The following is a 25,799-nucleotide window of genomic DNA, read 5'->3' on the forward strand; positions in this document are numbered from 1 at the left end:
TCCTATCTGAATCTCCTGCTGCGATACGGGAACTCTCTGTTGGCAATCTTCAGGGGCCGCAGAAGGAGCGCCTTGAAATCACTCCCGAGATACCTTGTCCTGCGTACACTCCCTATCGGATCGGCTTTCACCACTTCTGAGTTCTCCCAGTTGAGAAACAAATCGATAATCTGGTCCAGAGAATCCTGATGGAACCGCTCTATCGTCTCCCTCACAGGAAGGGAAGTGATGAGGTTCCTGTCAATGAAATCTCCAATCCTTTCCCTGTTCAGGACTGACAGGAACACCATGCCCTTCAGTATTCTCTTGTTTGTCTTGAAGGAGAAGATAAAGCTTTCGAGGAAGTTCGCGAGGAAGAGGTCATTTCTGATCTGGATTTTTCTGTCAATCCCTCTTGCCAGCATCCAGTATTTTTTGTCGATAATACTGTCGGCTTTGAGTTCAAACAGCGTATGGCCAATATTCTTCCTGTCCGCGGTATAGATATTATGCGCAACGGTATCCGCGGCGAGATGGCTCATGTACCCGTAGACAAAAGCCCTCTGCTGCTTCGTTTCGGTTGCTCCCAGCAGGTCGAACGCAAAGTCCCAGTTGTGAGAGTTCCTGTCGCTGGGCAGGTATTTCTTTCCGACAATGATGTCTGCCATGAGATTGCCGTAAATGAAATCTTTCCTGTAACGTCTGATAACTTCCATGATGCCCGCGGGAAGCAGCGCGGCCAGAGAATACAGCTCATTTCCGAGATAGATATGCGTCAGCGGACCCCACGCGAACGCAAAGGAAGGAAGAAATATAATTGATATGATTATCAATAACGTAAATAATATCATTTTAACTCCTTTATGAAGTTCAGAATCAGTCTTACCCCGACGCCGGAAGCGCCTTTCGGCGTATAGGGTTTTTCCTTGTCGACCCATGCGGTTCCCGCGATATCCAAATGGACCCATGGCGTATTCTCCGCGAATTCATACAAAAAGTATGCCGAAGATATGAGGGAGCCGTTTTTCCCTCCCGTATTTTTCAGGTCGGCAACGTCACCTTTTACGAACTCTTTATATTCATCGAAGAGCGGCATTTCCCAGACTCTCTCATGTGTCTCTTCGCCGGCTTTCTTCAGGGCATCGATCAATTCCCTGTTATTCCCCATCATGGCGATTGCGCCGTTTCCGAAGGCTATCGAACATGCGCCGGTAAGCGTGGCAATATCAATTATAGCCTTTGGTTTATACCGGCCGGCAAAGGCAATGGCATCTGCGAGAGTCATCCTGCCCTCTGCGTCGGTGCTGATGATCTCGATGGTTTTTCCGTTCATTGCCCTGACAATATCCCCGGGTTTTGCTGCAGCGCCGCCGGGAAGGTTTTCTGTAGCCGGAAGTATCGCGATGAGATGCACCGGCATTTTCAGTTCCGAGACAGCTTTTACGATACCGAGAACCGCTGCTCCTCCTGCCATATCGTATTTCATTTTCTCCATCCCCTCGGACGGTTTCAGCGATATTCCGCCGCTGTCAAAGGTGACTGATTTGCCAATAAGCACCAGCGGAGATGCTTTTGCGCCTTTATATTCAAGTATGATAAATTTCGGAGGTTCATGCGAGCCGCGTGCAACTGACAGATAGGATCCCATTCCAAGTTTCATGATATCCTTTTTTTCAAGAACCTTTACGACAAGCGTGCTGCTCTTCAGGGATATTGCTGCACGGGCAAGATGAGAAGGAGTCATATCGTTTGAGGGGGTATTGATGAGGTCTCGTGCGAAGCTCACAGAGGAAACCACTGCTTTTGTCCATCGCAGGCTTTTCTGCAGCTCTTCTGAAGGCGCAGACAGCAGGGTGATGCTGTCGATTTCCCGGTTGTCTTTTTCATGGAGATACTTCCTGAATGTATAGATGCCGAGCAGGGAGCCTTCAATGAACACAGTCGGAGATATCCCGGAGGCGGAAAGCACACGGGAAGAGACACAGATCCTTTTCATTCCCGCGTTCTTCAGTGCTGCTGCCGATTTTCCTCCTGCCTGCCTTACCCTTTCAGGGGTAATCTCATTTTTTTTGCCGAGTCCCGCAAGGAGGATTCTTTCGGGCGCAATGTCATCGGGCGCAGGAACCAGCATAACTTCATTCAGTTTCCCCCGGAAATCCCGCGATATCACGCGTTTCAGAAGCCTTTTCAGTGAGGGAGGAAAAGATTCATCGTATCCCGCTTTGCCTTCAGGCAGCGGCAGCACCAGGGCATCGCAGGCAGCTTCTCCTTCGTTAAGATTCTTTGTATGAATATTCATCAATTGCAGACAAACTCTTATAATTTTAGCTGATTTATTCTGAAAATATCTACGCGAAGCTGCATTGACAGAAAAAACAATTTCAGCAATGATGGTATATGGATATTTCAGGTTCCGGCCATCTTTTTGCAAGGGAAAAAATAGAAAAAGAGTACGGCATTTCCTTTACGGAAGGAAACAGGGTTACCCTTCTGTGGAAAGGGAGGGAGTCGTTTCTCAGAATCTTCGAAGCAGTAAGGGAAGCAGAGGAACTCATATGCCTTGAGTTCTATATCTTCCGGAACGATGACACGGGGGGTGAGCTCGCGGAACTCCTGAAGAAAAAAGCGATCAAAGGGGTGAAGGTGTTTCTTCTTTATGACCATTTCGGGTCGTTCTTTACCCCGAGGAAGTTCTGGAGGGAACTCAGAGATGCGGGTATTCAGATCAGGGCTTCGCGGCCTTTCAAATGGACTGACCCCCTGCATTATGTCCACAGGGATCATAAGAAACTCATCATCATCGACGGAAAAATCGCATTCACCGGAGGCTTGAATATCGCAAACGAGTACAGGGGATACCACAGACGGAAGAAAATCAGGGGGTGGCGCGATACCGGTATTTTTCTGGAAGGACCGGTTGTAAGGACCCTCCTTGATATTTTCAAGAAGACATGGAAGATATGGAAGGGAGCCCCGATTGAATTCGGAAAGGAGGTTAAACGTATACCCGACGGCCTTCCGGTACTCCCCATATTTGTCAGTTCTTCAAGGGAAAGGCGGAAAATGAGGAAGCTGCTGTATTACAGCTTAGATCATGCGCAGTCGTCCATATATCTGACAACCGCCTATTTTACTCCGAGCAGGAGAATGCTGTATGTTCTTGAAAAAGCTGAAGCGAGGGGGGTCGATGTGAAACTGCTCCTGCCGGGAAGGTCGGATGTAACCGCAGCGCACTATGCGGGCAGGGCTTTTTTCGCCAAGCTCCTTAAGGCGGGTGTGGAGATATACAATTATCAGGGAGAGATTCTGCATGCAAAGACCGCGGTTTTTGACGGTGTATGGAGTGTCATCGGTTCGGCAAACCTCGACTTCCAGTCGCTCAGGAGAAACGACGAAGGAAATGTTGGTATAGTGGATGCGGAATTCGGCAAACAGATGATCGGGATATTCGAGGAGGACCTGCGGAAATCCACCCAGATAACTCTTGCAGAATGGCTCAGGAGACCGTTTTCGGAAAAACTGCTCGAGAGATTCTTTGCCCTGTTCAGGAAACGGCTATGATCCGGAATTATGAGAAAAAGAATTGTGTAATGTAACGGATCGCAAGAGAAATGATGATAATTCCCAGCATCAGTTTGATTGCCTTCTGCGGGACGAATTTCTGGAAACGCGCACCGAGATATATCCCGACAAATCCTCCTATCCCGAAAAGGAAACCCAGAAGCCAGTCAGGAGAGGTGGTAATTCCTCCTTTTGCAGGGATAATACTGTAGAAAATCACCCCCGCAACCGAAGTGAGAAAGGTTCCCATCAGGGCGGCGCCTGCGACTGTGTACACCGGAAGGTGAAAGACTGCGACGCAAAAGGGAGCGATGATGGCTCCGCCTCCTATCCCGTATGTGCCTCCAATGATGCCTACGACAAATGCGAGAAAAAACATGCCCGGAGTGCTGAAGGAGAATCGCTCGCCCCAGAATTCATATTCAACATTCCTGAGACTCACTGACACGGTTTTTACGACTGCTTCGGGAGGCAGACCCGAAGCTACTTTGCCTTTCTGATTTTCCCTGATTTGCTTCGCTCTCTCCTTGAATTTGTCTTCGAGGGCCTTCATTTTTACTTTGCCTGCAGATGCCTTGCCGGTAAGTTCATAGAGCAGCCTGACGCCGATGTAAAGGAGTACGCAACCGACAAACAATTTGAACGTTTTCGGATCGGGAAGGTAAGAAACCCTCAGAAAATATCCTATGAAGACTCCGGGGAGTGTCCCGACGATTACCACATTCGTAAGCGGCCATGCCATCCGGCCCTCTCTGATGAAACGGTATACTCCGCTCGGAATTGCCACGATATTATAGACGAAATTTGTTGCACTTACGGAAGGGCTGGTAAAATGCAGCACGCTCATCTGGAAGGGAAGGAGAAGAAACGCACCGGAGACCCCTCCCATTGAGGTAAAGAAAGAGACAACCAGCGAAACAAGCGGCGGGATCCAGGGGGCAACTTCGATTCCGGCTGTCTCGAAATACATAATGAACCTCCCGAAGAATTTTTCCTAATAGCACGAAATATATTATAATCGTGTTATTAAACTGTATCACGTAATGCATGGGGCTGTCAAGAACTTTGTGAAGGGTGATGTGCACGGAATCAAAACAGCTTCCCTGCACGGCACAAAAGAATAATGACTGAAGCGTCACTGGTATAATAGAAAGAACACCATGCGTCTTCAAAGGAAAAGGAACCAGGCACAACAGCAGACAGTTATCGCAGAACGGTCAACCCACTCACGGATTGTTTCTGTCCCTGCCGAATCCCGGTGCCTTGATACGGTTCAGCTTGACTGTATGGAAAAGTCCTTCCGCCATTGGGCCGGGGAAACTCTCAGGTCAGACGTTCGCCTGTCCCGCAAGCGTATCTTGCTGATATTCCTTCTGATACGGTATACAGGCGCAAAACTGAACGAGGTGCTGGAACTTAACCCGTTTCAGGATGTGGATTTCAAAAGAAAAACGGTCCTTCTGGGGAGAACCAATGGCGGAGACGGGCGTCCGCACAGGGAAGTACAGATACCGGAGGCACTTTCTGATGAGATCCGCACTGCACTGCGTGAGCCTTCCTTCAAAAAATACCTGCACAGTCTGTTTCACGTGGATCCCGGTCATGTTCGCCGGAAATTTTACGAACGTGCCCGGGACTGCGGGGTCCCTTCTTCCATGGGTGCACCCGATGTGATCAGGAAATCCCGCGCAGTGGAGCTGATGAAAAGCAACATGCCTTTGCCGGTTGTGCAAAAAATGCTGGGGCATTCAACACTCAATCTGACCGCGTCGTATGTGGCGTTTTCTGATGATGATATCCAGCAGGTGGCAAAGTACTTTATTGAAAAAGAGTCTTCCAGAAAAACAAGCGCCAGAAACAGATTTTTTGGGAAGATCCGCTCCATACAGAAGGGAGACATACAGTCGAAGGTGGAGATGGTTACTGTGGGAGGAGATACGGTGACAACGGTGATAACCAACGACAGCCTGTCCAGGCTCGGGCTGAAAGAGGGTGCATTAATTACCGCAGAGGTAAAGGCACCGTGGGTTATCCTGCAGAAAAGCGACGTGCAGCCTGAATCAACGGCTGAAAACCGTTTCCCGGGTACTATCATACGCGTCAGAAAGGGAAAAATCACCACAGAATATATGGTGCGCATACCGGACGGCACAGAACTCTGCTCTGTGGTTACCACGGAGAATGTCCGCACTATGAGGTTTCGCAATAATGATCAGGTATGGGCTCTGTTCAACAGTTTTGCGGTTGTCCTGCATACAGACTGATGATAAGGATGCACGAACCGTTTCATGCGCACATTGACCGTCTGATGCCCTGCATGCAGTAATTGTGTTGGGGCTTTCTGGCAGAAAGGGAAAATGCTCAGGGCGTTTTGGGAAACAAATTATGGAATTGTGTCCTGTCTGTGAACAACCCTTACATCAGTGCATCTGCTGTCCGGAATGAGGGCATGTATGCCTCCTGGACCTGGGGGAACTGTATTGTCCTGTGTGCAAGCCCAAGCCCAAAGCTGATGACACGCAAATGACTGACCGGGACAAAAAACAGACATAGCACAAGATTCATCGCACTGCGTTACAGTCTCATAATCCCAGCCGGTCGAAGAGCGCTACGATGATTGTGCTGGAGAGGACAATCCCCTTTCTGGTGAGCCTGAGGTTTCCTCTGTCAGCTTGAAGATATCCCTCGTCAACAAATTCCCTGCCGGCATCGGCAAGAGTTCTTTTCAGAGGTGCCTGAAGAGAAGATTCCGGAAGTCCTGCCATCAGGTCTTCAGCCTTTGCCATATTGATGCCTTCCGTCTTCCTTAGCCCCAGGAAAATGTATTCCTTCAGCGCAACTGCGGGAGCAATCCTGAGTGATTCGATCTCGGGTATGATGCCCCTGTTCAAAGCTGCAATATATTGCCTGATGTCAGGGATATTTTTTGCGCGTATCCCGCTGACAAAGGAATGTGCGCCTGCCCCTGCACAGAGATACTCGCCTCTGTCCCAGTAGTTAAGGTTGTGGAGGGATCTGAAGGCAGGAAGTGCAAAATTTGAGATTTCGTAGTGCACATATCCGGCTTCTGTAAAACGGTCGATGACATGGTCGTACATGTCCACGATAACATCTTCCTCAGGCATTACGGGTTGTCCTGACACATTCCCCTTGCGACCTGTTCTCAGTGAAGTGAGGGAGTTCTTTTCTCTGCCAGCCTGCAGCAGAGCATGCAAACGGGTATTCTTTTCAGGGGCAAGTTCATATGCTGAAATATGAGAAGGGGAAAGCGCCAGTGCCGAGGCAACCGTGTTTCTCCATGAATCCATGCACTGTCCGGGAATTGCATACATCACATCAATTGAAACATTTGTGAAGCCGGATTTTTTTATCAGCTCAACGGACCTCAGGGAGTCGAGATGGTCATGCGTTCTGCCAAGTATCCTGAGTTCAGCATCATTCAACGACTGAACCCCTACGCTGCACCTGTTCACTCCGACTGCACGCATCGTTGCCATACCGGATTCAGATATCGTCCCGGGATTCGCCTCGACCGTTATTTCTGCAGACGGAGAGAGAATAAAATTCCTGTAGAGGCTTTGAAAAATCTGACGGACACATTGGTCAGAGAGGAGTGAAGGTGTGCCGCCGCCTATGTAGACCGTCCTGAGCGTGTGTGCAGAATCCCTCTTCAGGTCCAATTCTCTGCACAGCGCATCGACATATGCTCTTGCTGTTGCTTCATCATAGACGACAGAAAAGAAATCACAGTAGATGCATTTCCGGACACAGAAAGGGATATGGATGTATAGGGAATCAGGCACAGCGGTTTCCTGTTGCGGACCTCATTCTCATATCTCCCTTAATAGATCGGCAGATGGCGGGTTGTTACTTCACTTTCAGAACCGCCAGAAAGGCCTCCTGAGGCAGTTCAACCCTGCCGAACTGCTTCATCTTTTTCTTGCCCTCTTTCTGTTTTTCAAGCAGTTTTCTCTTGCGGGTGATATCTCCACCGTAACATTTGGCAATCACATCTTTTCTGAGGGGCCTTACGCTTTCCCGCGCAATGATCTTGTTGCCGATAGCTGCCTGAATGATGACTTCGAACATCTGCCTCGGGATGATCTCACGGAGCTTCTCGGTCAGTTCGCGTCCCTTATAATATGCCTTTTCCTTATGGACGATCAGAGAGAGCGCATCCACTGTCTCACCGTTCAGGAGGATGTTGAGCCTGGTAAGGTCCGATTCCCTGTATCCGGTGAATTCATAGTCCATGGATGCGTACCCCTTTGAGATGGATTTCAGCCTGTCATAGAAATCCCAGAGGATCTCATTGAGCGGGAGTTCGTACTCGACCTTTATCCTGTCTTTTCCGATATATGAAAAGCTTTTCTGCACTCCCCTTTTCTCCTGGCACAGGTCGAGAATCGAACCGACAAAATCTGCGGGTACAAAAACCGTTACAAGCACAAAAGGCTCCTCGATCTTCTCATAACTGTCCGGCAGCAGAGAGGGGTTTTCGATATGGATGATCTGGTGGTCTGTCTTTGTAACCCTGTATACGACGGTCGGGGCTGTGCTCAGAAGAGAAAGGTCGAACTCGCGCTCAAGCCTCTCTTTGACGATCTCCATATGGAGGAGTCCGAGGAAGCCGCATCTGAACCCGAATCCAAGCGCCAGTGAAGTTTCCGGCTCGTAGATGAAAGAGGAATCGTTCAGCCTCAGTTTGTTGAGCGCATCCCTCAGGTTTTCATACTGATGTGCCTGTGTCGGGTAGAAACCACAAAAAACCATCGGTTTGATATCCTTGTATCCGGGGCATGGCTCCCCGGCAGGTTTGTCCGCATCAGTAATGGTGTCTCCTATTTTGGTTTCGGTAACATTTTTTATGCCCGCGATGATATATCCGACTTCCCCTGAAGAAAGCTCGGATGCCGGCTCCATTTTCGGAGAGAAAATGCCGACCTGTGCCACTTCAAAAACACGGCCGGTTGCCATCAGCTTTATCTTTTTCCCTGCCTTCACAATCCCGTCGAAAACCCTTACAAGGACAATAACGCCCTGATAATTGTCAAACCAGGAATCAAACAGCAGTGCCTTCAGGGGGTTGCTGTCATGCCCCTGCGGCGGAGGTATCTTCCTTACGATCGCCTCGAGGATCTCCTTTGTGCCGATTCCTTCTTTTGCGCTTGCCATCACCGCGTCTGCACAGTCGATGCCAATGGCTTCCTCGATCTCTGCCTTTGTCCCTTCCGGATCGGCGGCAGGAAGGTCTATCTTGTTGATAACCGGGACTATTTCAAGGTTGTGCTCAATTGCCAGATAGGCGTTTGCGAGTGTCTGCGCCTCAACACCCTGTGACGCGTCAACAACCAGCAGGGCACCTTCACATGAAGCGAGACTCCGCGAAACCTCATAGGAGAAATCCACGTGACCCGGGGTGTCTATGAGGTTCAGGATATACTCGCTGCCGTCATCAGCTGTGTACCTGAGTCTGACCGCATGGGCCTTTATGGTGATGCCCCGTTCTCTTTCGAGATCCATTGAGTCCAGTACCTGTTCGGTCATTTCCCTAGCGCTCAGGGCGCCGGTATACTCAAGCAGCCTGTCAGCGAGCGTTGATTTGCCATGATCGATATGGGCTATGATAGAAAAGTTGCGTATTGTCTGTGTTGTATGCATTTGAGCTTTTTATTTTATCACAAACGGGCAGGAAAAAAGCTGCCGTTCATTGCACATTTTTCATAACAGGGCAACCAACCGGAATAATGGAAATTCCGCAACCGAAAGATTGCTTTGCAGGATGTCAAAATGTTAAACTTAAAGAATTTTAAAACACCATGCCGGACAATACCTTACAGACAGGTTTGACTTTTGACGATGTACTTCTCCTGCCTGCCAAGTCAGGGGTTCTCCCCAAGGAGGCAGATACCTCAACGCTGCTTACGCGCAACATCCCAATCAATATTCCTGTAGTCAGCGCAGCAATGGATACTGTCACTGAGGCTGAACTTGCAATTGCCATCGCACGGGAGGGTGGCATCGGAATTGTGCACAGGGCGATGAGTCCCGAGAGGCAGAGGAGCGAGGTTGATAAGGTAAAGAAGTCCGAAAGCGGCATGATACTTGATCCGATCACCATCCCGCCTGATGCGCCGCTCTCGGAGGCCTTCGCGCTGATGCAGAAATACAGGATATCCGGTGTCCCGGTTACGGAGAACGGCAAACTCATCGGCATCATAACCAACAGGGACCTCCGTTTCGAGACACAGTTCAGCAAGAAGGTCTCTCTTGTGATGACAAAAGAAAAGCTCATTACTGCAAGGGTCGGAACGACCCTTGAAAAAGCACAGGATATTCTCCATCAGTACAAGATAGAGAAACTCCCCATCGTTGACAAGAATAACAATCTCAAGGGTCTGATAACGATAAAGGACATTGAGAAAAGGAAAAAATATCCGAATGCCTGCAAGGACCGGGTCGGAAGACTCAGGGTCGGGGCAGCGGTGGGAACAGGCGATGACGCGGTTTACCGTGCAGGTCTGCTGGTGAAGGCAGGCGTGGATGTAATCGTCATTGATACTGCCCATGGGCATACGAGTGCGGTGATTGCGACTCTCAGAACGCTGAAAAAGAATTTCGATATCGACATCGTCGCAGGAAATATTGCCACCTCAGAGGCTGCGCATGACCTCATTAAGGCAGGTGCGGATGGCCTGAAGATCGGTATCGGTCCCGGCTCGATATGTACGACAAGAATCATAGCCGGAGCCGGAGTTCCTCAAATCACCGCAATAAAGAGCTGCTATGAGGTTGCAAAGAAATTTAAAGTGCCCCTGATCGCTGACGGCGGAGTGAAGTACTCTGGCGACATCACGAAAGCGCTCGCCGCAGGCGCCCACTCTGTTATGATAGGGAGCCTCTTTGCAGGTACAGACGAGTCCCCGGGAGAGATCGTCCTTTTCCAGGGACGCAGTTACAAGGTGTACCGCGGGATGGGGTCTATCGGCGCGATGGAGCAGGGGGCCAAAGACAGGTATTTTCAGGCAGGCGTCAAATCTGCAAAGCTTGTCCCCGAAGGGGTGGAAGGAAGGGTCCCGTATAAAGGTGCCCTTGCGCAGAGTATACATCAGCTCATCGGCGGGTTGCGCTCGGGCATGGGTTACTGTGGCTGCATGAATCTGTCGGAACTGAGAAGGAAAGCGAGATTCATCCAGATTACGAATGCCGGTCTCAGGGAAAGTCATGTGCACGATGTCATCATCACAAAAGAGGCCCCCAACTACACCGAGTGGTAGGCAGAAAGCAGACAGCCGTCGCTGCACATCATACACTACAAAGCCATTTATTGCACCAGTGAAATAGGGTATGCACGAAGAAAAGATATTGGTTCTCGATTTCGGCTCTCAGTACACCCAGCTTATTGCGAGACGCGTGAGGGAAAACAGGGTCTATTCAGAGATATTTCCTTTCAATGCAGCCCTCGAAAAAATAAAAGATTTCAATCCAAAGGGCATCATTCTCTCAGGGGGTCCTTCAAGCGTGTACGATTCCCGCGCACCGATACCTGATCTCGGGATATTCGAGCTCGGAGTCCCTATTCTTGGAATCTGTTACGGCATGCAGCTCATGGCCCATTGTCTCGGAGGGAAAGTCGCCAGAGCCCGGAAAAGAGAATACGGCAAAGCGGAACTTACCATCGACCAGAGAATGGACATATTCGGCGGAATCCCCAAAAAAACCGTTGTCTGGATGAGTCACGGGGACAGGATCCAGAGGGTGCCGTCCCGTTTCACGCCGATCGCACATACCGGAAACTCGCCTGTTGCCTCAATGGCAGACAAAGGCAGGAAATTCTATTCCCTGCAGTTCCATCCGGAGGTTATCCATACGCCCATGGGCGTGAGAATCATGAAGAACTTCCTCTTTCGCGTGTGTTCCTGCAAACCTCTATGGACAATGAAGTCATTCATCCAGACTGCGACGGAGGAGATACGTGAAAAGGTGGGGAAGAAGAAAGTGGTTTGCGGAATCAGCGGGGGAGTGGATTCCACGGTGACTGCCGTTATTGTGCATAAGGCGATAGGCAGACAGCTCACCTGTATTTTTGTGGATAACGGGGTGCTGAGAACCGGGGAAGCAAAAAAAGTCGAACAGACCCTCAGGAAGCATTTTCACTTGAACATAGACTGTGTTGATGCCTCGGAAATATTTTTGAAAAAACTGAAAGGGGTCATCGACCCTGAAAAAAAGCGGAAGATCATCGGAAACGAGTTCATCAGGGTTTTTGAGAGAGAGGCAAGGAAGATCAAAGGGGTCGGATTTCTGGCACAGGGAACTTTATACCCGGATGTCATAGAGAGCGTCCCCTTCAAGGGCCCTTCAGCCACCATCAAGAGCCACCATAACGTTGGAGGACTCCTTGAGAAGATGAAACTGAAGCTGATAGAACCTCTGAGGGAGTTATTCAAGGATGAGGTGAGGGTTCTCGGAAGAGAGCTCGATATGCCTGAAGAGATCATAAACCGTCAGCCATTCCCCGGCCCGGGACTCGCGATCCGGGTTATCGGAGAGGTGACACGGGAGCGCTGTGACATCCTGAGGAAAGCGGACGCCATTGTCCTGCATGAAATAAAAAAGGCTGGTCTCTATACAGAACTCTGGCAGTCATTCGCGGTACTCCTGCCGGTGAAAAGCGTCGGAGTCATGGGGGATGAACGGACCTATGAGAATGTGATCGCGGTCAGGGCGGTGAAGAGTCTTGACGGCATGACTGCGGACTGGGCAAGGATACCGTATGATGTCATGGGATCCATTTCGAACAGGATCATCAACGAGGTCAGAGGCGTCAACAGGGTGGTCTATGATATCAGTTCAAAGCCTCCCAGTACGATTGAGTGGGAATAGAGAGAAAGAATACCGGCTGCAGCAGACGCTGATTCCGAAGGCAGCACCAGGCAACTGATAACCGGATGATGGATATAAAAACGTATCTTCAGGAGAGACGTGAGTTAATTGAATCATACCTGAAATCCTATTTCTCGGTGCCCTCGTCTCCTCCGGTTCTTCATGAAGCGCTCAGGTACTCGCTCCTGGCCGGTGGAAAGAGAATCCGTCCCATCCTTGTACTTGCTTCCTATGAAGCCTGTGGCTGCTCCCCTGAAGAAATTATCCCGCAGGCCTCGGCTGTTGAGCTTATCCATACCTATTCCCTGATTCATGACGACCTTCCGGCCATGGACAATGATGACCTGCGGAGGGGCAGACCCACCAGCCATAAAGTTTTCGGTGAAGCTATTGCAATCCTTGCAGGGGATGCCCTTCTGACGGAAGCGTTCCTGATGATGACAAAAAAAGGAAAGGATGGAAAAGAGATAAAACCCCTGAATCTGGTAAAATGTGTCAGGGAACTGGCACTCGCATCAGGCGCGTGCGGCATGGTAGGAGGACAGGCACAGGATATCCTTTCAGAGGATTCGGCTCCTGACAGGGATACGCTTGAGTTTATCCATTCTCATAAAACCGCCGCGCTTATTACCGCATCGGTGAGACTCGGTGCGATACTCGGCGGCTGCGGAATGCGCAGGATGAACGCCTTAACAAAATACGGTGAAAATGTGGGGCTCGCTTTTCAGATCATTGATGATATACTGGATATAGAGGGCACGACCGAGGAACTCGGCAAGTCAGCGGGTTCAGACACAAAGAAAAGGAAAATGACCTATCCGTCCCTGTTCGGGCTGGAACATGCGAGACAGAAGGCGGAGGCTCTCATATCATCTGCAACAGATGCGCTGAAGGTATTTTCCTCAGAGGCGGATCCCCTGCGGGAGATCGCGGGGTATCTGGGAAAGAGAAAAGCCTAATGTATCTCGAACGGATCAGGACTCCAAAGGATGTGAAGAAACTCTCTTTTGCCGAACTGAAGATCCTGACTGACGAGCTGAGGGAAACCATCATCAGCCGCGTTTCTAAAAACGGAGGCCATCTGGCGTCAAACCTCGGAGTGATAGAACTGACAATAGCCTTGCATTACGTCTTCAATTCTCCCGCAGACAAAATAATATGGGACGTCGGGCATCAGACATATCCCCACAAGCTTCTCACCGGACGGTTGGGAGGATTTCCGAGCATCAGAAAATACAGGGGGATTTCCGGATTTCCCAAGAGAGATGAGAGCGACCACGACCCCTTCGGCACAGGTCACAGTTCGACCTCGATATCCGCTGCAATGGGTATTCTGGAGGGGAGAGACAGAAACAGGGAGCATTTCAAGGTTATCGCTGTCATCGGAGACGGGGCCATGACCGGAGGACTGGCGTTCGAGGGGCTGAATAATGCGGGCCATCTCCAGAAGGACCTTATTGTCATACTGAATGATAATGAAATGTCCATATCACGGAATGTCGGGGCGCTCCCTGAATATCTGAACAGGATCATGACCGGCGAATTGTTTCAGAAATTCAAGAAGGATACGAAGTCAATCCTCGAGAATATCCCCAAGGTGGGAAACAGGGCAGCGAAGATTGCCCAGAAAACGGAGGAGATGCTGAAGCGTCTTATTCTGCCGGGGATAATCTTTCAGGAGCTCGGGTTCAATTACGTCGGTCCCATAGACGGACACAACATCGAGCTTCTGATCAGCACACTGAAGCGGATAAAAACAGAACCGTATCCCACACTCGTGCACGTTATTACGAAAAAGGGCCGCGGATACGAATTCTCCGAAAAAGACCCCTCCCTCTATCACGGTATCGGGCCTTTCAAACTGGAGACAGGGTCTCCCATAAGCGGAGGCTGCCTTACCTACAGTGAAGCCTTCGGTAATATTCTTGCCGAACTGGCGGAAAAGGATCAGAGGATAGTTGCTATTACCGCGGCGATGAAGGAAGGAACAGGGCTTGAAACGTTTGCAAAAAAATATCCTGACAGGATTTATGATGTCGGCATCGCGGAATCCCATGCGGTCACTTTTGCCGCAGGGCTTGCAACACAGGGGGTCAGGCCGGTTGTTGCGATTTATTCGACCTTTCTCCAAAGGGCGTACGATCAGATTGTGCATGACGTCTGTCTTCAGAACCTCCCGGTCATTTTTTCCATTGACAGGGCCGGTATAGTAGGAGAAGACGGTCCGACCCATAACGGGGTGTTCGATCTTTCCTATCTGCGGCATATTCCGAATATCGCCGTGATGGAGCCGAAAGACGACAATGAACTCAGGGCAATGTTCGGGCTCGCGCTCAGTCATAACGGTCCATGTGCAATCAGATATCCACGGGGAAAGGTCCAGTCATTCGGACCGTTGTCAGCTCCTCAGTGTCCTTTCAAGATCGGGGAGGCCGAAGTGCTCAGAGACGGAAAGGACGTTGCAGTGATCGCCCTTGGAAATACGGTATATCCGGCGTTCCACGCTGCGCTGAGGCTTGAAAAGGAAGGCTTCACCACGATGGTTGTCAATGCGCGTTTTGTAAAGCCGTTGGACCGCAATCTTATATCTTCCATAGTATCTGCTGTTCCACGGATAGTCACGATCGAGGAAAACGTGCTTCAGGGGGGATTCGGGAGTGCAGTGATTGAATTCCTGAACGAAATGGGAGGCCCTTATGTCAGGGTCAAGCGTATCGGTATCCCTGACATTTTTATTGAACAGGGAGCGCCGGGTGAACTGAGGACGAAATACGGACTCGACGAAGAGGGAATTTATCTGGCCCTGCTTGCTATCCACAAAGAGCCGACGTACAGCTATTGAAGGAAAGACTTGACAGGATTCTTGTATCACGGGGGCTTGTACAGAGCAGAGAAGTAGCGAAGGCCCTTGTGATTGCAGGAAATGTCTTCGTTGACGGCATAAAAGTGACAAAAGCCGGAACCTTTACCAGTCAGGACGCTGATATCGTACTGAAGGATGCGCGATTGCCCTATGTCAGCAGGGGAGGGCTCAAACTTGAAGCAGCGATAGATTACTTCAGGATCGATGTGAAGAATAAGGTGGTCATGGATGTCGGGGCGTCGACAGGAGGATTTACCGACTGTCTGCTGCAAAAAGGCGCCGGAAAGGTATATGCAATCGATGTAGGTTACGGGCAGCTCGCATGGTCTCTGAGAAAAGACCCGAGAGTTATTGTGATGGAAAGAACCAATGTCAGATATCTGGATGCAATGGATGAAGGTGAGGCATCCAGGTTCAGCGGGCAGGAGTTTGCAGACCTCCGGGATCATCTCGTAGATATTGCCGCCATTGACGTATCATTCATTTCCCTCAGAAAGGTCATCCCCGTGGTAAAGAAGTTCCTGAGGAAAGAAGGCGTGATCATTGCGCTTGTCAAGCCGCAGTTTGAGGTTGGCAAGGGAGAGGTGGGAAAAGGAGGGATTGTGAGGGAAGAAGAAAAAAGACTGCAGGCGGTCAAGGATATACAGAGGGATTCTGAATCCCATGGATTCAGGACTGCAGGGGTTTTTCAGTCTCCTGTCCCGGGACAGAAGGGAAACAGAGAATACTTTATTTTCATGAAGGGGGAAAACAATGGCTGATGACAGAATCCTCATAGGCTTCCAGATGTCGAGCGTATCCAAAGAGACGATAGAACTGCTCCTTGAAGACGCCCAGGATCCGTCTTTATATGAAGAAGTCGCAAAGACGAATGTCAACAGGCCCGAGATTCTCGCACTTCTTCTGGAAAACCCGGATACCCCTGACGAGGTACTGCATTTCGTGAGCGGCATCCTCAGGGTCCCGGCAAAAAAGAAAACGGAGATAGTCAGGGCACGGAAGACTTCAGAGGAGCGTTCCGAGAGTATGCTCCAGAAGGTCCAGAAACTGTCTGTTGCGGAACGGATACACCTTGCGCTCAAAGGCGGCAAGGAAGTGCGGACAATACTGCTGAGAGACCCGAACAAGGAAGTGTCATTAACCGTGCTCGAAAACCCGAAAATAACCGAGACAGAGGTGGAATTGGTCGCACGATCCCGCTCCATATCGGATGAAGCGCTGAGAAAAATCACCAAGAAGAGGGAGTGGATGAAGAATTACAGTATTACTCTCGCGCTCGTGACGAACCCGAAAACTCCTCCGGGGATTGCCATACCGCTTGTCAGTGACCTGAAAACGAGAGATCTCAGCCTGCTCGAGAAGAACAAGAATGTCACGGAGGGGATCCGTGCGACCGCAAAAAAACTTCTCCGTGCAAGAAGGCCTCATTAAACAACCTCCAGAAATCTGTTGCAAATTCTTTCCAAATACCGTTAAATAAAAATTTCCTAACATTCAGGAGCAGAGAATATTTTTTAAGAGGTGTCAGGTGCTGAGGACATTTAAAATAGAGAAGACGCATGCAGGGATTATTCCCGAATCAACCCTGTTCAAAACATTGCGTTATCTTGATAAAGAGAAGATTGAAACGCCTTTTCTCCTGATAGACAGTGATAAAGTAAGGGAAAAGACATCACTGATCGGTCGTCATATCAGGAACGCAAGGGTGTTCTATGCGGTGAAGGCAAACCCTGACATCGAGATACTCAGATTCCTCGATACACTCGGGATGGGGTTCGAGATTGCCTCTGAGGGAGAACTCGAGATGCTCTCGTCGATAGGGGTTGAACCTTCAAGGATAATCTCGAGCAATCCGGTCAAGTCCCTCAAGTTTCTGAAGATGGCTGCCGCATGCGGAGTAAACAGGTTCTCTTTTGACTCTGCGGAAGAGGTCAAAAAGCTTGCCGATATGATTCCCGGCTGTAATGTATATGTGAGGCTTTCAGTGCCGAATGAAGGAAGTGAATGGCCGCTCAGCAAGAAATTCGGCGTGGAACTCGACGAAGCACTCGCGCTTCTTTTATATGCGAGGGATATGGGCCTGAATCCTTCAGGGATCACCTTCCACGTCGGTTCCCAGTGCACAAATATCTACAACTGGAACATCGCCCTCGATAAGGCGAAAAACCTCTGGGATCTGGCGTCAAATAAGGGACTGAAACTGCGCCTGCTGAACCTCGGGGGGGGATATCCCATACGATACACGAAGAACGTAATCAGCATAGAAGCGATAGAAAAGAATGTGGACCAGCTTATCCGCGAAAGGTTTCCCGAAGACACTGAGATCCATATTGAGCCGGGAAGGGCGGTCGTCGGTGATGCCGGGGTGTTGGTGACAACGGTAATCGGAAAGGCGCCGAGAGGAGATGAAGACTGGCTTTATATCGATGTCGGAGTGTTCAACGGACTTATGGAAAGCGTCGGCGGAATCAGGTACAGCTATATCGCTGAAACCCGGACGGAGGCAGGGGACAGGAAGGAATGGACAGTGGCAGGCCCGAGCTGTGACAGCTTTGATGTCATCGACAAAAACGTATCGCTTCCCGATCCGCCTGTGGGAACCCTGATTCTCATCCTGTCAAGCGGTGCGTATACCATATCCTATGCCTCGGAATTCAACGGATTCTCAATACCGAAAACAATTTTACTTTAGAGAGGGAGAAAAATGATCAAGTTTACCGAAAAGGCGCCGTATGCGCCGGTGGAATATCTGTACGATGTCGAGGAGATTCTTTACAAGGGCAAGAGCAGATTCCAGGAGATCATGGTGATCAGGAATCCCTATTACGGGAAAATGCTCATCCTTGACAATGTGGTCCAGATGACCGAGAGGGATGAGTTCTTTTACCATGAAATGCTTACCCATGTCGCAATGCGGGCTGTTCCAAACCCCAGAAAGGTTATTGTGATCGGCGGAGGTGACGGGGGCGTGGTAAGGGAAGTATTAAAGCACAGGACGGTGGAAAAGGTGTATTTTGTGGAGATTGACGAAGAGGTTATCAATATCTCGAAAACCTATTTCCCGACAGTTTCCTCGGGGATGGACGACCCCCGTGTTGAGATCAAGATCATGGACGGTGCCGACTTTCTCGCGAAAAGGAAGACCTCTGACATTGATGCCGTGATTATTGATTCCACCGATATCGTCGGTTTTGCGAGAAGTCTGTTTACCGATGAATTCTTCAACTCTGTAAAAAAGTGCCTGACTGATGAAGGAATGTTTGTCACCCACACGGAATCAATCCATTTCCACAAGGATATGGTCATTGAAATACAGGAGGATCTGAAAAAGATCTTTCCTGTGGTAGACCTGTATACAGCTCCCATTGCGACGTATCCCGGCAACTGGTGGGCTTTCGCGATTGCAGCAAAGGGAAACTCTCCAAGGGAGATAAGAAGCGGTTCCGACGTGCAGACGAAATATTACAGCGACGAAATACATCAGCAATCGTTCATGCCGAGAGGGTTGTATGATAAACTTATGAAAAGAGAACTGCACTGGTAAAGCCGCATCTCCTTCCATGGATTACCGGGAGATGGCTGCAATACGGATTTCCCGCTTTCATTAACGGAAAGTTGCATATCACTCAATGAAGGCGGAGATTGCCCCTCTCTTTGTTGCGCAGAAGACAAAGGGCGGTACAGGAGAGACAGATGAATGCTACAATCAAGAAGAATTCCGGCAGGAAATGGTTTACTGACAGGGACAGTCCTTACCGGCAGATACTCCACGGCGTAAAAAAACATATTGTTTCCACCAGGACAAAGTTCCAGAAGGTGGATATTCTGGATACCTATCAGCTCGGCAGAGTGGTGGTCCTTGATGAAAAGATACAGTCTGCGGAAACCGATGAATACATCTATCATGAATCGCTTGTGCATCCGGCCATGGCGACTCACCGGAACCCTGAGGAAATACTCATTCTCGGGGCTGGTGAGGGAGCTACCCTCCGGGAAGTGATCAGACATCCGACAGTGCGCAGGGTTACCATGATTGATATCGATGAAGAGTTTGTGCATATCTGCAAAAAATATCTGGAAAAATGGCACAGGGGGGCTTTTGCGGATCCGCGGCTTGAGATGATCCATGCCGATGCCTTCGCATATCTGAAAGACTGCAGACAATTATTTGACGTCATTCTTGCGGATATCAGCGACCCTTCCGACTGCGGGCCTTCAGCCGAGATCTATACAAGGAAGTTCTACTCGCGTATTAAAAAAGCCCTGAAGCCTGACGGCATCTTCGTGACGCATTCGACTGCGGTGCCCGATATCCCGGGGCAGGGCATGGCAGTGAAGATATTCAGGACATTGAGGAGTATATTTGCAGAGACGGACTTTTACTATGAATATATCCCGAGTTTCGGCAGCGCATGGTCGTTTTCCGCAGGGTCGATGCGTTACAGCCTCCGCAGCGCGCCGTTCAGCCGGCTGCAGAGAACGATACGGGAAAGGGATCTTGAGGGCCTCGCGTTTTATGATGCGGAAACTCATGCGAGGCTGTTCAGTCTTCCAAAGCAGGTGAGATCCCTCCTGCTTTCCAAAAACCGCTAAAATATGTTATAAATATATATTATAAATGAATAAGTTACGCAATAGGAGGACGGAACGGTAATGCCGATTTACGAGTATGAGTGTCTCAGCTGCGGAAAGCAGTGCGAGGTTATCCAGAAGTTCAGTGATGAACCGCTCAGCACCTGCAACGACTGCGGCGGCAGGATGCATAAACTGATATCGCATACTTCCTTTATCCTTAAGGGGGCAGGATGGTATGTGACGGATTATGCCTCACCCGAAAGGAAGAAAGCACAGGAAAACGAGAAAAAACCTGATACCCAAACTGAAGCAAAAAAGGATGTGACAGCCAAACCCGGTGTTGAGCCTGCAGCAAAGACTTGATGCTACAGCCCCATGTGCATGTCCCCTACCAGAAAATTGGTTCCTATTTCCGTTTCATCAGGGAACACAGAATAAACCCTGAGATTTATTTCTCGTCGCGCGCCCTCGAAACCTTTCATTACGCGGAGTTTTCGAAGCTGATGGACCAGCTTGACCACACCCCCTCGATTACCATTCATGCGCCCTTCATGGATCTTTCGCCAGGCGCTGTGGATGCAGGGATAAGAGAGGTTACGCTTGAAAGGTTTTCACATGTGATCGATATCGCCGTTCATGTCAGGCCCAAAGCCGTGGTATTTCATTCAGGGTATGAAAAATGGAAATATGCGCTGAAGACGGACCTGTGGCTTGAAAAAAGCCTGAAAACCTGGAAACCCCTTCTGCAGAGGGCAGAGGCTGAGGGACTGAAGATTGCCATCGAGAATATTTTTGAAGACACACCGGACAACCTCAGGCTGCTGATGGAAGAGATTGGCTCCGGCAATTTCGGGATCTGTTTCGACACAGGCCACTGCAATCTCTTCTCTGCAGTGCCTCTTGATACATGGCTGGAGCAGCTGAATCCTTATCTCATCGAGCTTCATCTTCATGACAACAACAAAACTGCAGATGACCATATTGCCATTGGTGACGGGACGTTTGATTTTGAAAGGTTATTTGCAGCTCTGAAGGGCAGGGAACTGATTTATACGATAGAAGGACATTCTCCGGAAGATGTGATCAAAAGCATACAGCGTTTGGGACAGTACTATAGTTTGTCTGCCTGATTTTTCATCATAAAACCCCTGAGTTGCGGAATGCCGTCCCCCTTATACTGGATCAGCACCTTGTGCGTTTCTCCGAGGGTGCCCGGAAAAATCAGCTTTTTGATCTTCGCGACCTCAAAAAGGTAATCTGAGGAATCTGAATAGAGTTCATTGATGATCTCATCGATGCCGAGCGATATAAGATATGTACCCTGCTGGCAGAACCCGAGTGTTTTCAGCCCCAGATCCTCACCCCATTTTTTTACCGAGGAGAAGTTCACATGGGCAGTCATATCCTGCTGGCCTGTATTCCGGCAGGGGTGTTCATTTACCTGATGACGGTGGTAGCATAACAGCGTGCCCCTGTTGCGTTCCTCGCTGTAATACTCCCATGCAGGATAGCCGTAGTCTATTGTCAGGATGAATCCCCCGGAGAGAGTTTCATTGACCTGTCTCAGCCAGTCCCTGATCCCCAGATTGATTTCGGTTCGGTATCCTTCGGGAAGCTGAACGGAAAATTCCCTCAGGTAATCGTACAGTGCAGCAGTGCTCGGAGATCCCTTTATTTCCTGCAAACATGGAGTTTCGTTCTCCCTTCCGGCCTCATTGCCTGTGACAGATGAGGGGGAACTTTTTTCATCGGTAACAGTGATATAAATCTCTTTCAGTCCGTCGTGCATCTCCACAAGATGCACGGGAAAGGCATCCAGAAGTTCATTCGAGACAATGCAGCCTTGTATTCCGGAGAGTTCTTCCAGCGAGGATACCCAGGTAACCTTGCCGGAATAATGGCTGAGCAATGTTTTCTGTTTCTGCATGACAGAAGGGTTTATCTCCGCAATGATATAGGAAATGCTCCGGAACATATCCTTTTTTTCACAGAGGTAAGTCAGGATATCGAGGCACATAAGGCCTGCTCCTGCGCCAGGTTCTATGATATGAAACATCTCAGGCCTGTTCATGATTTCCCACATTTCCATCAGCTGTCTCGCGATCATTGCCCCGAATGCCGGGTGGAGGTGCTGGCTTGTATAGAAATCACCTGCCTTCCCGATCTCGGTGTGTGCAGAGGTGTAATACCCGAGACCGGGTTCATAGAGCGCCATTTCCATATAGGCCCTGAAGGTGATCGGGCCTTCCTTTCGGATCCTCTGGCATATGTGTTTTTCGAGAGGGTTCATAATCCCCGATTATATCTACTGACCGGCATAATTGACAAGCAGCATGATTTTTCGAGGTATCCTCCTGTCCTGAATCCGGGGCCTGCGGCTTCCGGCCCGTGGCTACCAGGGGGCTATTGCTGGATGTTTCTTCAGTTCGCGCGAATTATGATATAATCTGCCATGCGGGTAATCATTGTCGGAGCGGGTGAGGTCGGATACCAGATAGCCAAGTTTCTTTCCGCCGAGTTCCTGGACGTTGTCCTCATAGACAAAGACAGGAACAAACTCAGGAGAATCGTTGAAGAGATCGATGTTGCGGTTATCGAGGGAGAAGGGGGCGATCCGTCTGCGCTCAAGGAGGCGGAGGCATCCAAGGCGGACATAATCCTGGCGGTGACCGACAGTGATGAAACCAATATGATCGCCTGCCTGCTGGCAAAGGCGATGTTCGGAATCCCGCGAAAGATTGCGCGGATACGAAATCCGGAATACTTCAACAATGAAAAGCTCCTCAGCAGACAGAATCTGGATATCGACCCTGCAATAAACCCGGAGCTTGAAATTGCGAGGGCAATCATACGACTGCTGCAGGTTCCGGATGCGACCGATGTGGAGGAATTTGAAGGCGGACTTGTAAAGGTAATCGGTTTTAAGGTGACCGGAGAATCTCCGCTGCTCGGGAAGTCCCTGAAAAAGCTCGGGGCGAGCATGGAAAAGAAGTTCCTGATAGGTATTATTGTCAGGGAAGACAGGGCGATAATCCCCTCCGGAAATGATGTGATCAGGAGAGGCGACATAATCTATATGCCGATGAAAAAGGATGAAGTTGAACAGACTGTAAAACTTCTCGGAATGGCGACGAAACCGGCGAAAAAGGTGATGATACTCGGAGGAGGACGCACGGGCTACTACATAGCTTCTGCCATAGAGACGAAGGCGGAAGTGAAAATCATAGAGAAGAATGCGGAACGGTGCAAATATCTCAGCCAGAATCTCAAAAGAACGCTGGTGCTTCATGGCGATGGCGCGGAGCAGAAGATACTTATGGAGGAGAATATCGCTGACATGGATGCGTTCCTGGCCGTCTCCAATAATGACGAGCTGAATATCATGGTGTCGCTTCTTGCAAAGAAATTCGGGGTCAGGAATACGATTGCCATTGTCAATAAGACCGACTACATGCCGCTTGCGCACAGCCTCGGGCTGCAGGCGGTCCTCAGCCCGAGACTGATTACCGCGAGCACCATTTTACGTTATGTCAGGAGAGGAGATATCCTCTCGTTGACCGCAATAGCGGAGGCAAAGGCGGAGATCATTGAGGGCAGGATCGGCAAGAAGTCTCCCCTCATCGGGAAGACGCTCGACAAGGCGCAGCCGAAGGCATCGATAATTGGCGCGGTTATCAGGAATCAGGAGTTGATTATACCATCGGGTTCGGATATGATCCTTGAGGGAGACAAGCTGATAATCTTCACACTCCGTGAGTCGATCAGGGAAGTGGAGAAAATCCTGGCCTGATGGTCCCGGCTTTTCTATGAATGTAAGAGTAATATCACATTTCATCGGCATTGTGCTCATACTGATATCTCTCTTCATGCTTCTGCCTTTAGCGGTTTCCCTGATCTACCGGCAGTCGGACACCATGCCCCTCATTCAGTCATTCGTGGTGACACTCCTTGCAGGAAGCATACTTTACCTTACTGCGGGCAGATACAAAAGAGAAGAGATACGGCACCGGGAAGCCCTCATTGTCGTTACCCTCACTTGGGTTGTCACCTCATTGTTCGGTTCGCTCCCCTTTCTCCTGTCGGGAACGTTTGATTCCTTTACCGACGCCTATTTCGAATCGATCGCGGGCTTTACCACAACCGGCTCGTCGGTACTCGTTGACATAGAGTCGGTTCCCAGGGGAATTCTGTTCTGGAGGAGCCTCATGCAGTGGATTGGAGGTATGGGAATAATCGTGTTTGCACTTGCCATTCTGCCTATCCTCGGTACCGGCGGAATGCAGCTTTTTAAGGCAGAAGTGCCGGAGATCAGCGTTGATAAGCTGAGGCCGAGGATTCTGGATACCGCAAAAGCCCTCTGGCTCATTTATCTCATCCTTACGATGGCGGACGCTTTGCTTGTCATGGCGGCAGGCATGAGTGTGTACGACGCTGTATGCCACGCATTCACCACGATGGCGACGGGTGGGTTCTCGACAAAAAATGCGAGCATAGGGCATTTCCAGAGCCCGTCCATCGAATATATCACGAGCCTTTTCATGTTTCTGGCGGGCATTAATTACTCCCTTCATTTTTTCGTATTTAAAGGCAAGCTTTCCAGATTATGGGCAAATAATGAATTCAGGTTTTACCTCTTCATCACGGCGCTGGCAACCCTGATGATTACCGTGAGCATCTGGAAGTCCTCGTATGACTCTTTTGCAGATTCGTTCAGATACTCTCTCTTCCAGGTTGTCTCACTCATGACCACAACAGGATATGCAACCGCAAATTTTGAATTATGGACTCCTTTTGCCCAAATAATACTCGTGATGGTGATGTTTTTTGGCGGCATGATCGGGTCGACCGGCGGCGGGATAAAGCAGGTCAGAATCCTCCTTATGATAAAGCAGGGGTACCGCGAGATGTATCAGCTGATCCACCCTCGGGCAGTCACCACGGTGAAGCTTGACGACAAATTCCTTGACAAGGAAATCCTGGGCAGCATTTGGGGCCTGGTATTTCTATTTCTTGGCGTATGCGTCATCGCATCTGTCGGCATGGCTGCGACAGGCCTTGATATTGTGACCTCAGCAACTACCGTCATCTCAGCCATGTGCAATGTCGGTCCTGCACTGGGAGACGCCGGACCGGCAGAGAATTTTGCGTCGATATCTGTCATCGGCAAGTGGATACTCGTATTCTGCATGCTTACGGGGAGGCTCGAGGTGTATACCGTCCTCATACTTCTGGTCCCGCATTTCTGGAAAAAATAGCATCGCGAAGCATAAAATGCTATTCCGGGACCGTTACCAGCTTACCGTTCTGCAGCAGAAGGATCCGGTCTCCCAGTCTCTCTGCCTGGGCCCTGTCATGGGTAGTAATGATGACCATGGATTCGTGGTTCCTTTTTATCCTCAGGATGATGTCTTCGATGATGCGTTTGTTTTCCTCGTCAACAAACGCTGCCGGCTCATCGAGAAAAAGTATCTCGGGTTCGATCACAATCGCCCGGGCGATGCCGAGCCTCTGGGTTTCCCCGCTCGACAGGGTCAGCGCGTTCTGCTCCTTCCTGTCAGAAAGACCGACAAATTCGAGCGACCTCTCAACGCATGCAGAATAGTCTTTTTTCCGTATATCCCGCAGTCTCAGGCCATATGACACATTATGAAAGACTGAGGTGTTAAACACCCCGATTTTCGGAAGCACAAGAGTAATACGCCTCCTCAGAGATATATCATTGGGAAGTGGCATGTCTTCGGCCCGGTAAAGAATATTACCCCTGTCAGGATGTTCAAGGAGAGCGCACAGCCTGAAGAGAGTTGATTTGCCGGAACCATTCGGCCCCATCAGCACATAGACCCCGTTCTCGGAAAAGGAAAACGAGCAGCCCCTGAGCACACGTTTGCCGTCGTAGCTCTTGTGAATATCCGATATTTCCAGGGTAAGGCTCATG

At 49.8% G+C, this 25,799-nt stretch carries 22 protein-coding genes; 15 read left to right on the forward strand and 7 right to left on the reverse strand.

The annotated features are described in order from the left end of the window. Positions 1-2: 2 nt before the first annotated feature. Entirely contained in the window at positions 3-830 is an 828-nt protein-coding gene (locus AB1552_05585; protein ID MEW6053250.1) for a zinc dependent phospholipase C family protein, read from the reverse strand. Next, a complete protein-coding gene (locus tag AB1552_05590; GenBank protein MEW6053251.1) occupies positions 827-2,278 on the reverse strand; it encodes a leucyl aminopeptidase in 1,452 nt (483 codons plus the stop codon). Before AB1552_05590 ends, AB1552_05585 begins: the two co-directional genes overlap by 4 nt. A 98-nt stretch (positions 2,279-2,376) precedes the next feature. Here AB1552_05590 and AB1552_05595 point away from each other — a divergent pair, with 98 nt between their 5' ends. Then, on the forward strand, positions 2,377-3,540 hold the full coding sequence (locus AB1552_05595; protein MEW6053252.1) for a phospholipase D-like domain-containing protein: 1,164 nt from the start codon (positions 2,377-2,379) through the stop codon (positions 3,538-3,540). A gap of 7 nt (positions 3,541-3,547) precedes the next feature. On the opposite strand, the gene AB1552_05600 is transcribed toward AB1552_05595, so the two are convergent. Then, on the reverse strand, positions 3,548-4,510 hold the full coding sequence (locus tag AB1552_05600; protein MEW6053253.1) for a sulfite exporter TauE/SafE family protein: 963 nt from the start codon (positions 4,508-4,510) through the stop codon (positions 3,548-3,550). 190 nt (positions 4,511-4,700) lie between these two features. On the opposite strand from AB1552_05600, the gene AB1552_05605 reads away from it, so the two are divergent. Then, positions 4,701-5,804, forward strand: coding sequence for a TOBE domain-containing protein (locus AB1552_05605; protein MEW6053254.1), 1,104 nt, complete (start codon positions 4,701-4,703; stop codon positions 5,802-5,804). Positions 5,805-6,122: 318 nt separating this feature from the next. Here the strand turns inward: AB1552_05605 and hemW are convergent, their stop codons facing one another. Together hemW and lepA are read right to left on the reverse strand one after the other, a co-directional pair. After that, positions 6,123-7,343, reverse strand: coding sequence for a radical SAM family heme chaperone HemW (gene hemW, locus AB1552_05610; GenBank protein ID MEW6053255.1), 1,221 nt, complete (start codon positions 7,341-7,343; stop codon positions 6,123-6,125). 64 nt (positions 7,344-7,407) lie between these two features. Further along, positions 7,408-9,201: a translation elongation factor 4 gene (gene lepA / locus AB1552_05615; protein ID MEW6053256.1), complete on the reverse strand. Its 1,794-nt coding sequence runs from the start codon at positions 9,199-9,201 to the stop codon at positions 7,408-7,410. Between the two features lie 158 nt (positions 9,202-9,359). On the opposite strand from lepA, the gene guaB reads away from it, so the two are divergent. From guaB to AB1552_05670, 11 genes are all read left to right on the forward strand, one after another. Further along, positions 9,360-10,817, forward strand: a complete 1,458-nt coding sequence (gene guaB, locus AB1552_05620) for an IMP dehydrogenase (protein ID MEW6053257.1) — start codon at positions 9,360-9,362, stop codon at positions 10,815-10,817. Positions 10,818-10,887: 70 nt separating this feature from the next. Next, entirely contained in the window at positions 10,888-12,426 is a 1,539-nt protein-coding gene (gene guaA, locus AB1552_05625; GenBank protein ID MEW6053258.1) for a glutamine-hydrolyzing GMP synthase, read from the forward strand. Between the two features lie 68 nt (positions 12,427-12,494). After that, positions 12,495-13,385 (forward strand): polyprenyl synthetase family protein, encoded by an 891-nt coding sequence (locus AB1552_05630; protein ID MEW6053259.1) that lies wholly within the window; start codon positions 12,495-12,497, stop codon positions 13,383-13,385. Beyond that, on the forward strand, positions 13,385-15,268 hold the full coding sequence (dxs, locus tag AB1552_05635) for a 1-deoxy-D-xylulose-5-phosphate synthase (protein MEW6053260.1): 1,884 nt from the start codon (positions 13,385-13,387) through the stop codon (positions 15,266-15,268). The genes AB1552_05630 and dxs overlap by 1 nt, the downstream gene beginning before the upstream one ends. Then, entirely contained in the window at positions 15,265-16,050 is a 786-nt protein-coding gene (locus AB1552_05640; GenBank protein MEW6053261.1) for a TlyA family RNA methyltransferase, read from the forward strand. Before dxs ends, AB1552_05640 begins: the two co-directional genes overlap by 4 nt. Further along, complete coding sequence (locus AB1552_05645; protein MEW6053262.1) at positions 16,043-16,720, forward strand: hypothetical protein; 678 nt, start codon at positions 16,043-16,045, stop codon at positions 16,718-16,720. Before AB1552_05640 ends, AB1552_05645 begins: the two co-directional genes overlap by 8 nt. 97 nt (positions 16,721-16,817) lie before the next feature. Further along, positions 16,818-17,981 (forward strand): type III PLP-dependent enzyme, encoded by a 1,164-nt coding sequence (locus tag AB1552_05650; protein MEW6053263.1) that lies wholly within the window; start codon positions 16,818-16,820, stop codon positions 17,979-17,981. A gap of 12 nt (positions 17,982-17,993) precedes the next feature. Beyond that, a complete protein-coding gene (gene speE / locus AB1552_05655) occupies positions 17,994-18,833 on the forward strand; it encodes a polyamine aminopropyltransferase (protein ID MEW6053264.1) in 840 nt (279 codons plus the stop codon). 149 nt (positions 18,834-18,982) lie between these two features. Continuing rightward, positions 18,983-19,882: a polyamine aminopropyltransferase gene (gene speE / locus AB1552_05660; GenBank protein MEW6053265.1), complete on the forward strand. Its 900-nt coding sequence runs from the start codon at positions 18,983-18,985 to the stop codon at positions 19,880-19,882. A gap of 60 nt (positions 19,883-19,942) precedes the next feature. Continuing rightward, positions 19,943-20,227, forward strand: coding sequence for an FmdB family zinc ribbon protein (locus AB1552_05665; protein MEW6053266.1), 285 nt, complete (start codon positions 19,943-19,945; stop codon positions 20,225-20,227). After that, on the forward strand, positions 20,227-20,994 hold the full coding sequence (locus tag AB1552_05670; GenBank protein MEW6053267.1) for a sugar phosphate isomerase/epimerase family protein: 768 nt from the start codon (positions 20,227-20,229) through the stop codon (positions 20,992-20,994). Before AB1552_05665 ends, AB1552_05670 begins: the two co-directional genes overlap by 1 nt. On the opposite strand, the gene AB1552_05675 is transcribed toward AB1552_05670, so the two are convergent. Beyond that, complete coding sequence (locus tag AB1552_05675) at positions 20,976-22,154, reverse strand: SAM-dependent methyltransferase (protein ID MEW6053268.1); 1,179 nt, start codon at positions 22,152-22,154, stop codon at positions 20,976-20,978. The genes AB1552_05670 and AB1552_05675 overlap by 19 nt on opposite strands. 162 nt (positions 22,155-22,316) lie before the next feature. On the opposite strand from AB1552_05675, the gene trkA reads away from it, so the two are divergent. Together trkA and AB1552_05685 are read left to right on the forward strand one after the other, a co-directional pair. Beyond that, positions 22,317-23,654, forward strand: coding sequence for a Trk system potassium transporter TrkA (gene trkA, locus AB1552_05680; protein ID MEW6053269.1), 1,338 nt, complete (start codon positions 22,317-22,319; stop codon positions 23,652-23,654). A 16-nt stretch (positions 23,655-23,670) separates the two neighbouring features. Further along, positions 23,671-25,119, forward strand: a complete 1,449-nt coding sequence (locus tag AB1552_05685) for a TrkH family potassium uptake protein (protein ID MEW6053270.1) — start codon at positions 23,671-23,673, stop codon at positions 25,117-25,119. 19 nt (positions 25,120-25,138) lie between these two features. On the opposite strand, the gene AB1552_05690 is transcribed toward AB1552_05685, so the two are convergent. Beyond that, positions 25,139-25,798 carry an ATP-binding cassette domain-containing protein gene (locus AB1552_05690; protein MEW6053271.1) on the reverse strand — a complete coding sequence of 220 codons (660 nt, stop codon included), beginning with the start codon at positions 25,796-25,798 and terminating at the stop codon, positions 25,139-25,141. Position 25,799 lies beyond the last annotated feature (1 nt).

It is taken from the genome of Nitrospirota bacterium (genome assembly GCA_040754395.1).
Taxonomy (GTDB): Bacteria; Nitrospirota; Thermodesulfovibrionia; order Thermodesulfovibrionales; family SM23-35; genus JBFMCL01.

What these genes read in the sequence shown, in the direction of transcription:
- AB1552_05585 (MEW6053250.1), bottom strand. Translation starts at nt 830, where the DNA reads ATGATATTATTTACGTTATTGATAATCATATCAATTATATTTCTTCCT.
- AB1552_05590 (MEW6053251.1), bottom strand. Translation starts at nt 2,278, where the DNA reads ATGAATATTCATACAAAGAATCTTAACGAAGGAGAAGCTGCCTGCGAT.
- AB1552_05595 (MEW6053252.1), top strand. Translation starts at nt 2,377, where the DNA reads ATGGATATTTCAGGTTCCGGCCATCTTTTTGCAAGGGAAAAAATAGAA.
- AB1552_05600 (MEW6053253.1), bottom strand. Translation starts at nt 4,510, where the DNA reads ATGTATTTCGAGACAGCCGGAATCGAAGTTGCCCCCTGGATCCCGCCG.
- AB1552_05605 (MEW6053254.1), top strand. Translation starts at nt 4,701, where the DNA reads ATGCGTCTTCAAAGGAAAAGGAACCAGGCACAACAGCAGACAGTTATC.
- lepA (MEW6053256.1), bottom strand. Translation starts at nt 9,201, where the DNA reads ATGCATACAACACAGACAATACGCAACTTTTCTATCATAGCCCATATC.
- guaB (MEW6053257.1), top strand. Translation starts at nt 9,360, where the DNA reads ATGCCGGACAATACCTTACAGACAGGTTTGACTTTTGACGATGTACTT.
- guaA (MEW6053258.1), top strand. Translation starts at nt 10,888, where the DNA reads ATGCACGAAGAAAAGATATTGGTTCTCGATTTCGGCTCTCAGTACACC.
- AB1552_05630 (MEW6053259.1), top strand. Translation starts at nt 12,495, where the DNA reads ATGGATATAAAAACGTATCTTCAGGAGAGACGTGAGTTAATTGAATCA.
- dxs (MEW6053260.1), top strand. Translation starts at nt 13,385, where the DNA reads ATGTATCTCGAACGGATCAGGACTCCAAAGGATGTGAAGAAACTCTCT.
- AB1552_05645 (MEW6053262.1), top strand. Translation starts at nt 16,043, where the DNA reads ATGGCTGATGACAGAATCCTCATAGGCTTCCAGATGTCGAGCGTATCC.
- speE (MEW6053264.1), top strand. Translation starts at nt 17,994, where the DNA reads ATGATCAAGTTTACCGAAAAGGCGCCGTATGCGCCGGTGGAATATCTG.
- speE (MEW6053265.1), top strand. Translation starts at nt 18,983, where the DNA reads ATGAATGCTACAATCAAGAAGAATTCCGGCAGGAAATGGTTTACTGAC.
- AB1552_05665 (MEW6053266.1), top strand. Translation starts at nt 19,943, where the DNA reads ATGCCGATTTACGAGTATGAGTGTCTCAGCTGCGGAAAGCAGTGCGAG.
- AB1552_05670 (MEW6053267.1), top strand. Translation starts at nt 20,227, where the DNA reads ATGCTACAGCCCCATGTGCATGTCCCCTACCAGAAAATTGGTTCCTAT.
- AB1552_05675 (MEW6053268.1), bottom strand. Translation starts at nt 22,154, where the DNA reads ATGAACCCTCTCGAAAAACACATATGCCAGAGGATCCGAAAGGAAGGC.
- trkA (MEW6053269.1), top strand. Translation starts at nt 22,317, where the DNA reads ATGCGGGTAATCATTGTCGGAGCGGGTGAGGTCGGATACCAGATAGCC.
- AB1552_05685 (MEW6053270.1), top strand. Translation starts at nt 23,671, where the DNA reads ATGAATGTAAGAGTAATATCACATTTCATCGGCATTGTGCTCATACTG.
- AB1552_05690 (MEW6053271.1), bottom strand. Translation starts at nt 25,798, where the DNA reads ATGAGCCTTACCCTGGAAATATCGGATATTCACAAGAGCTACGACGGC.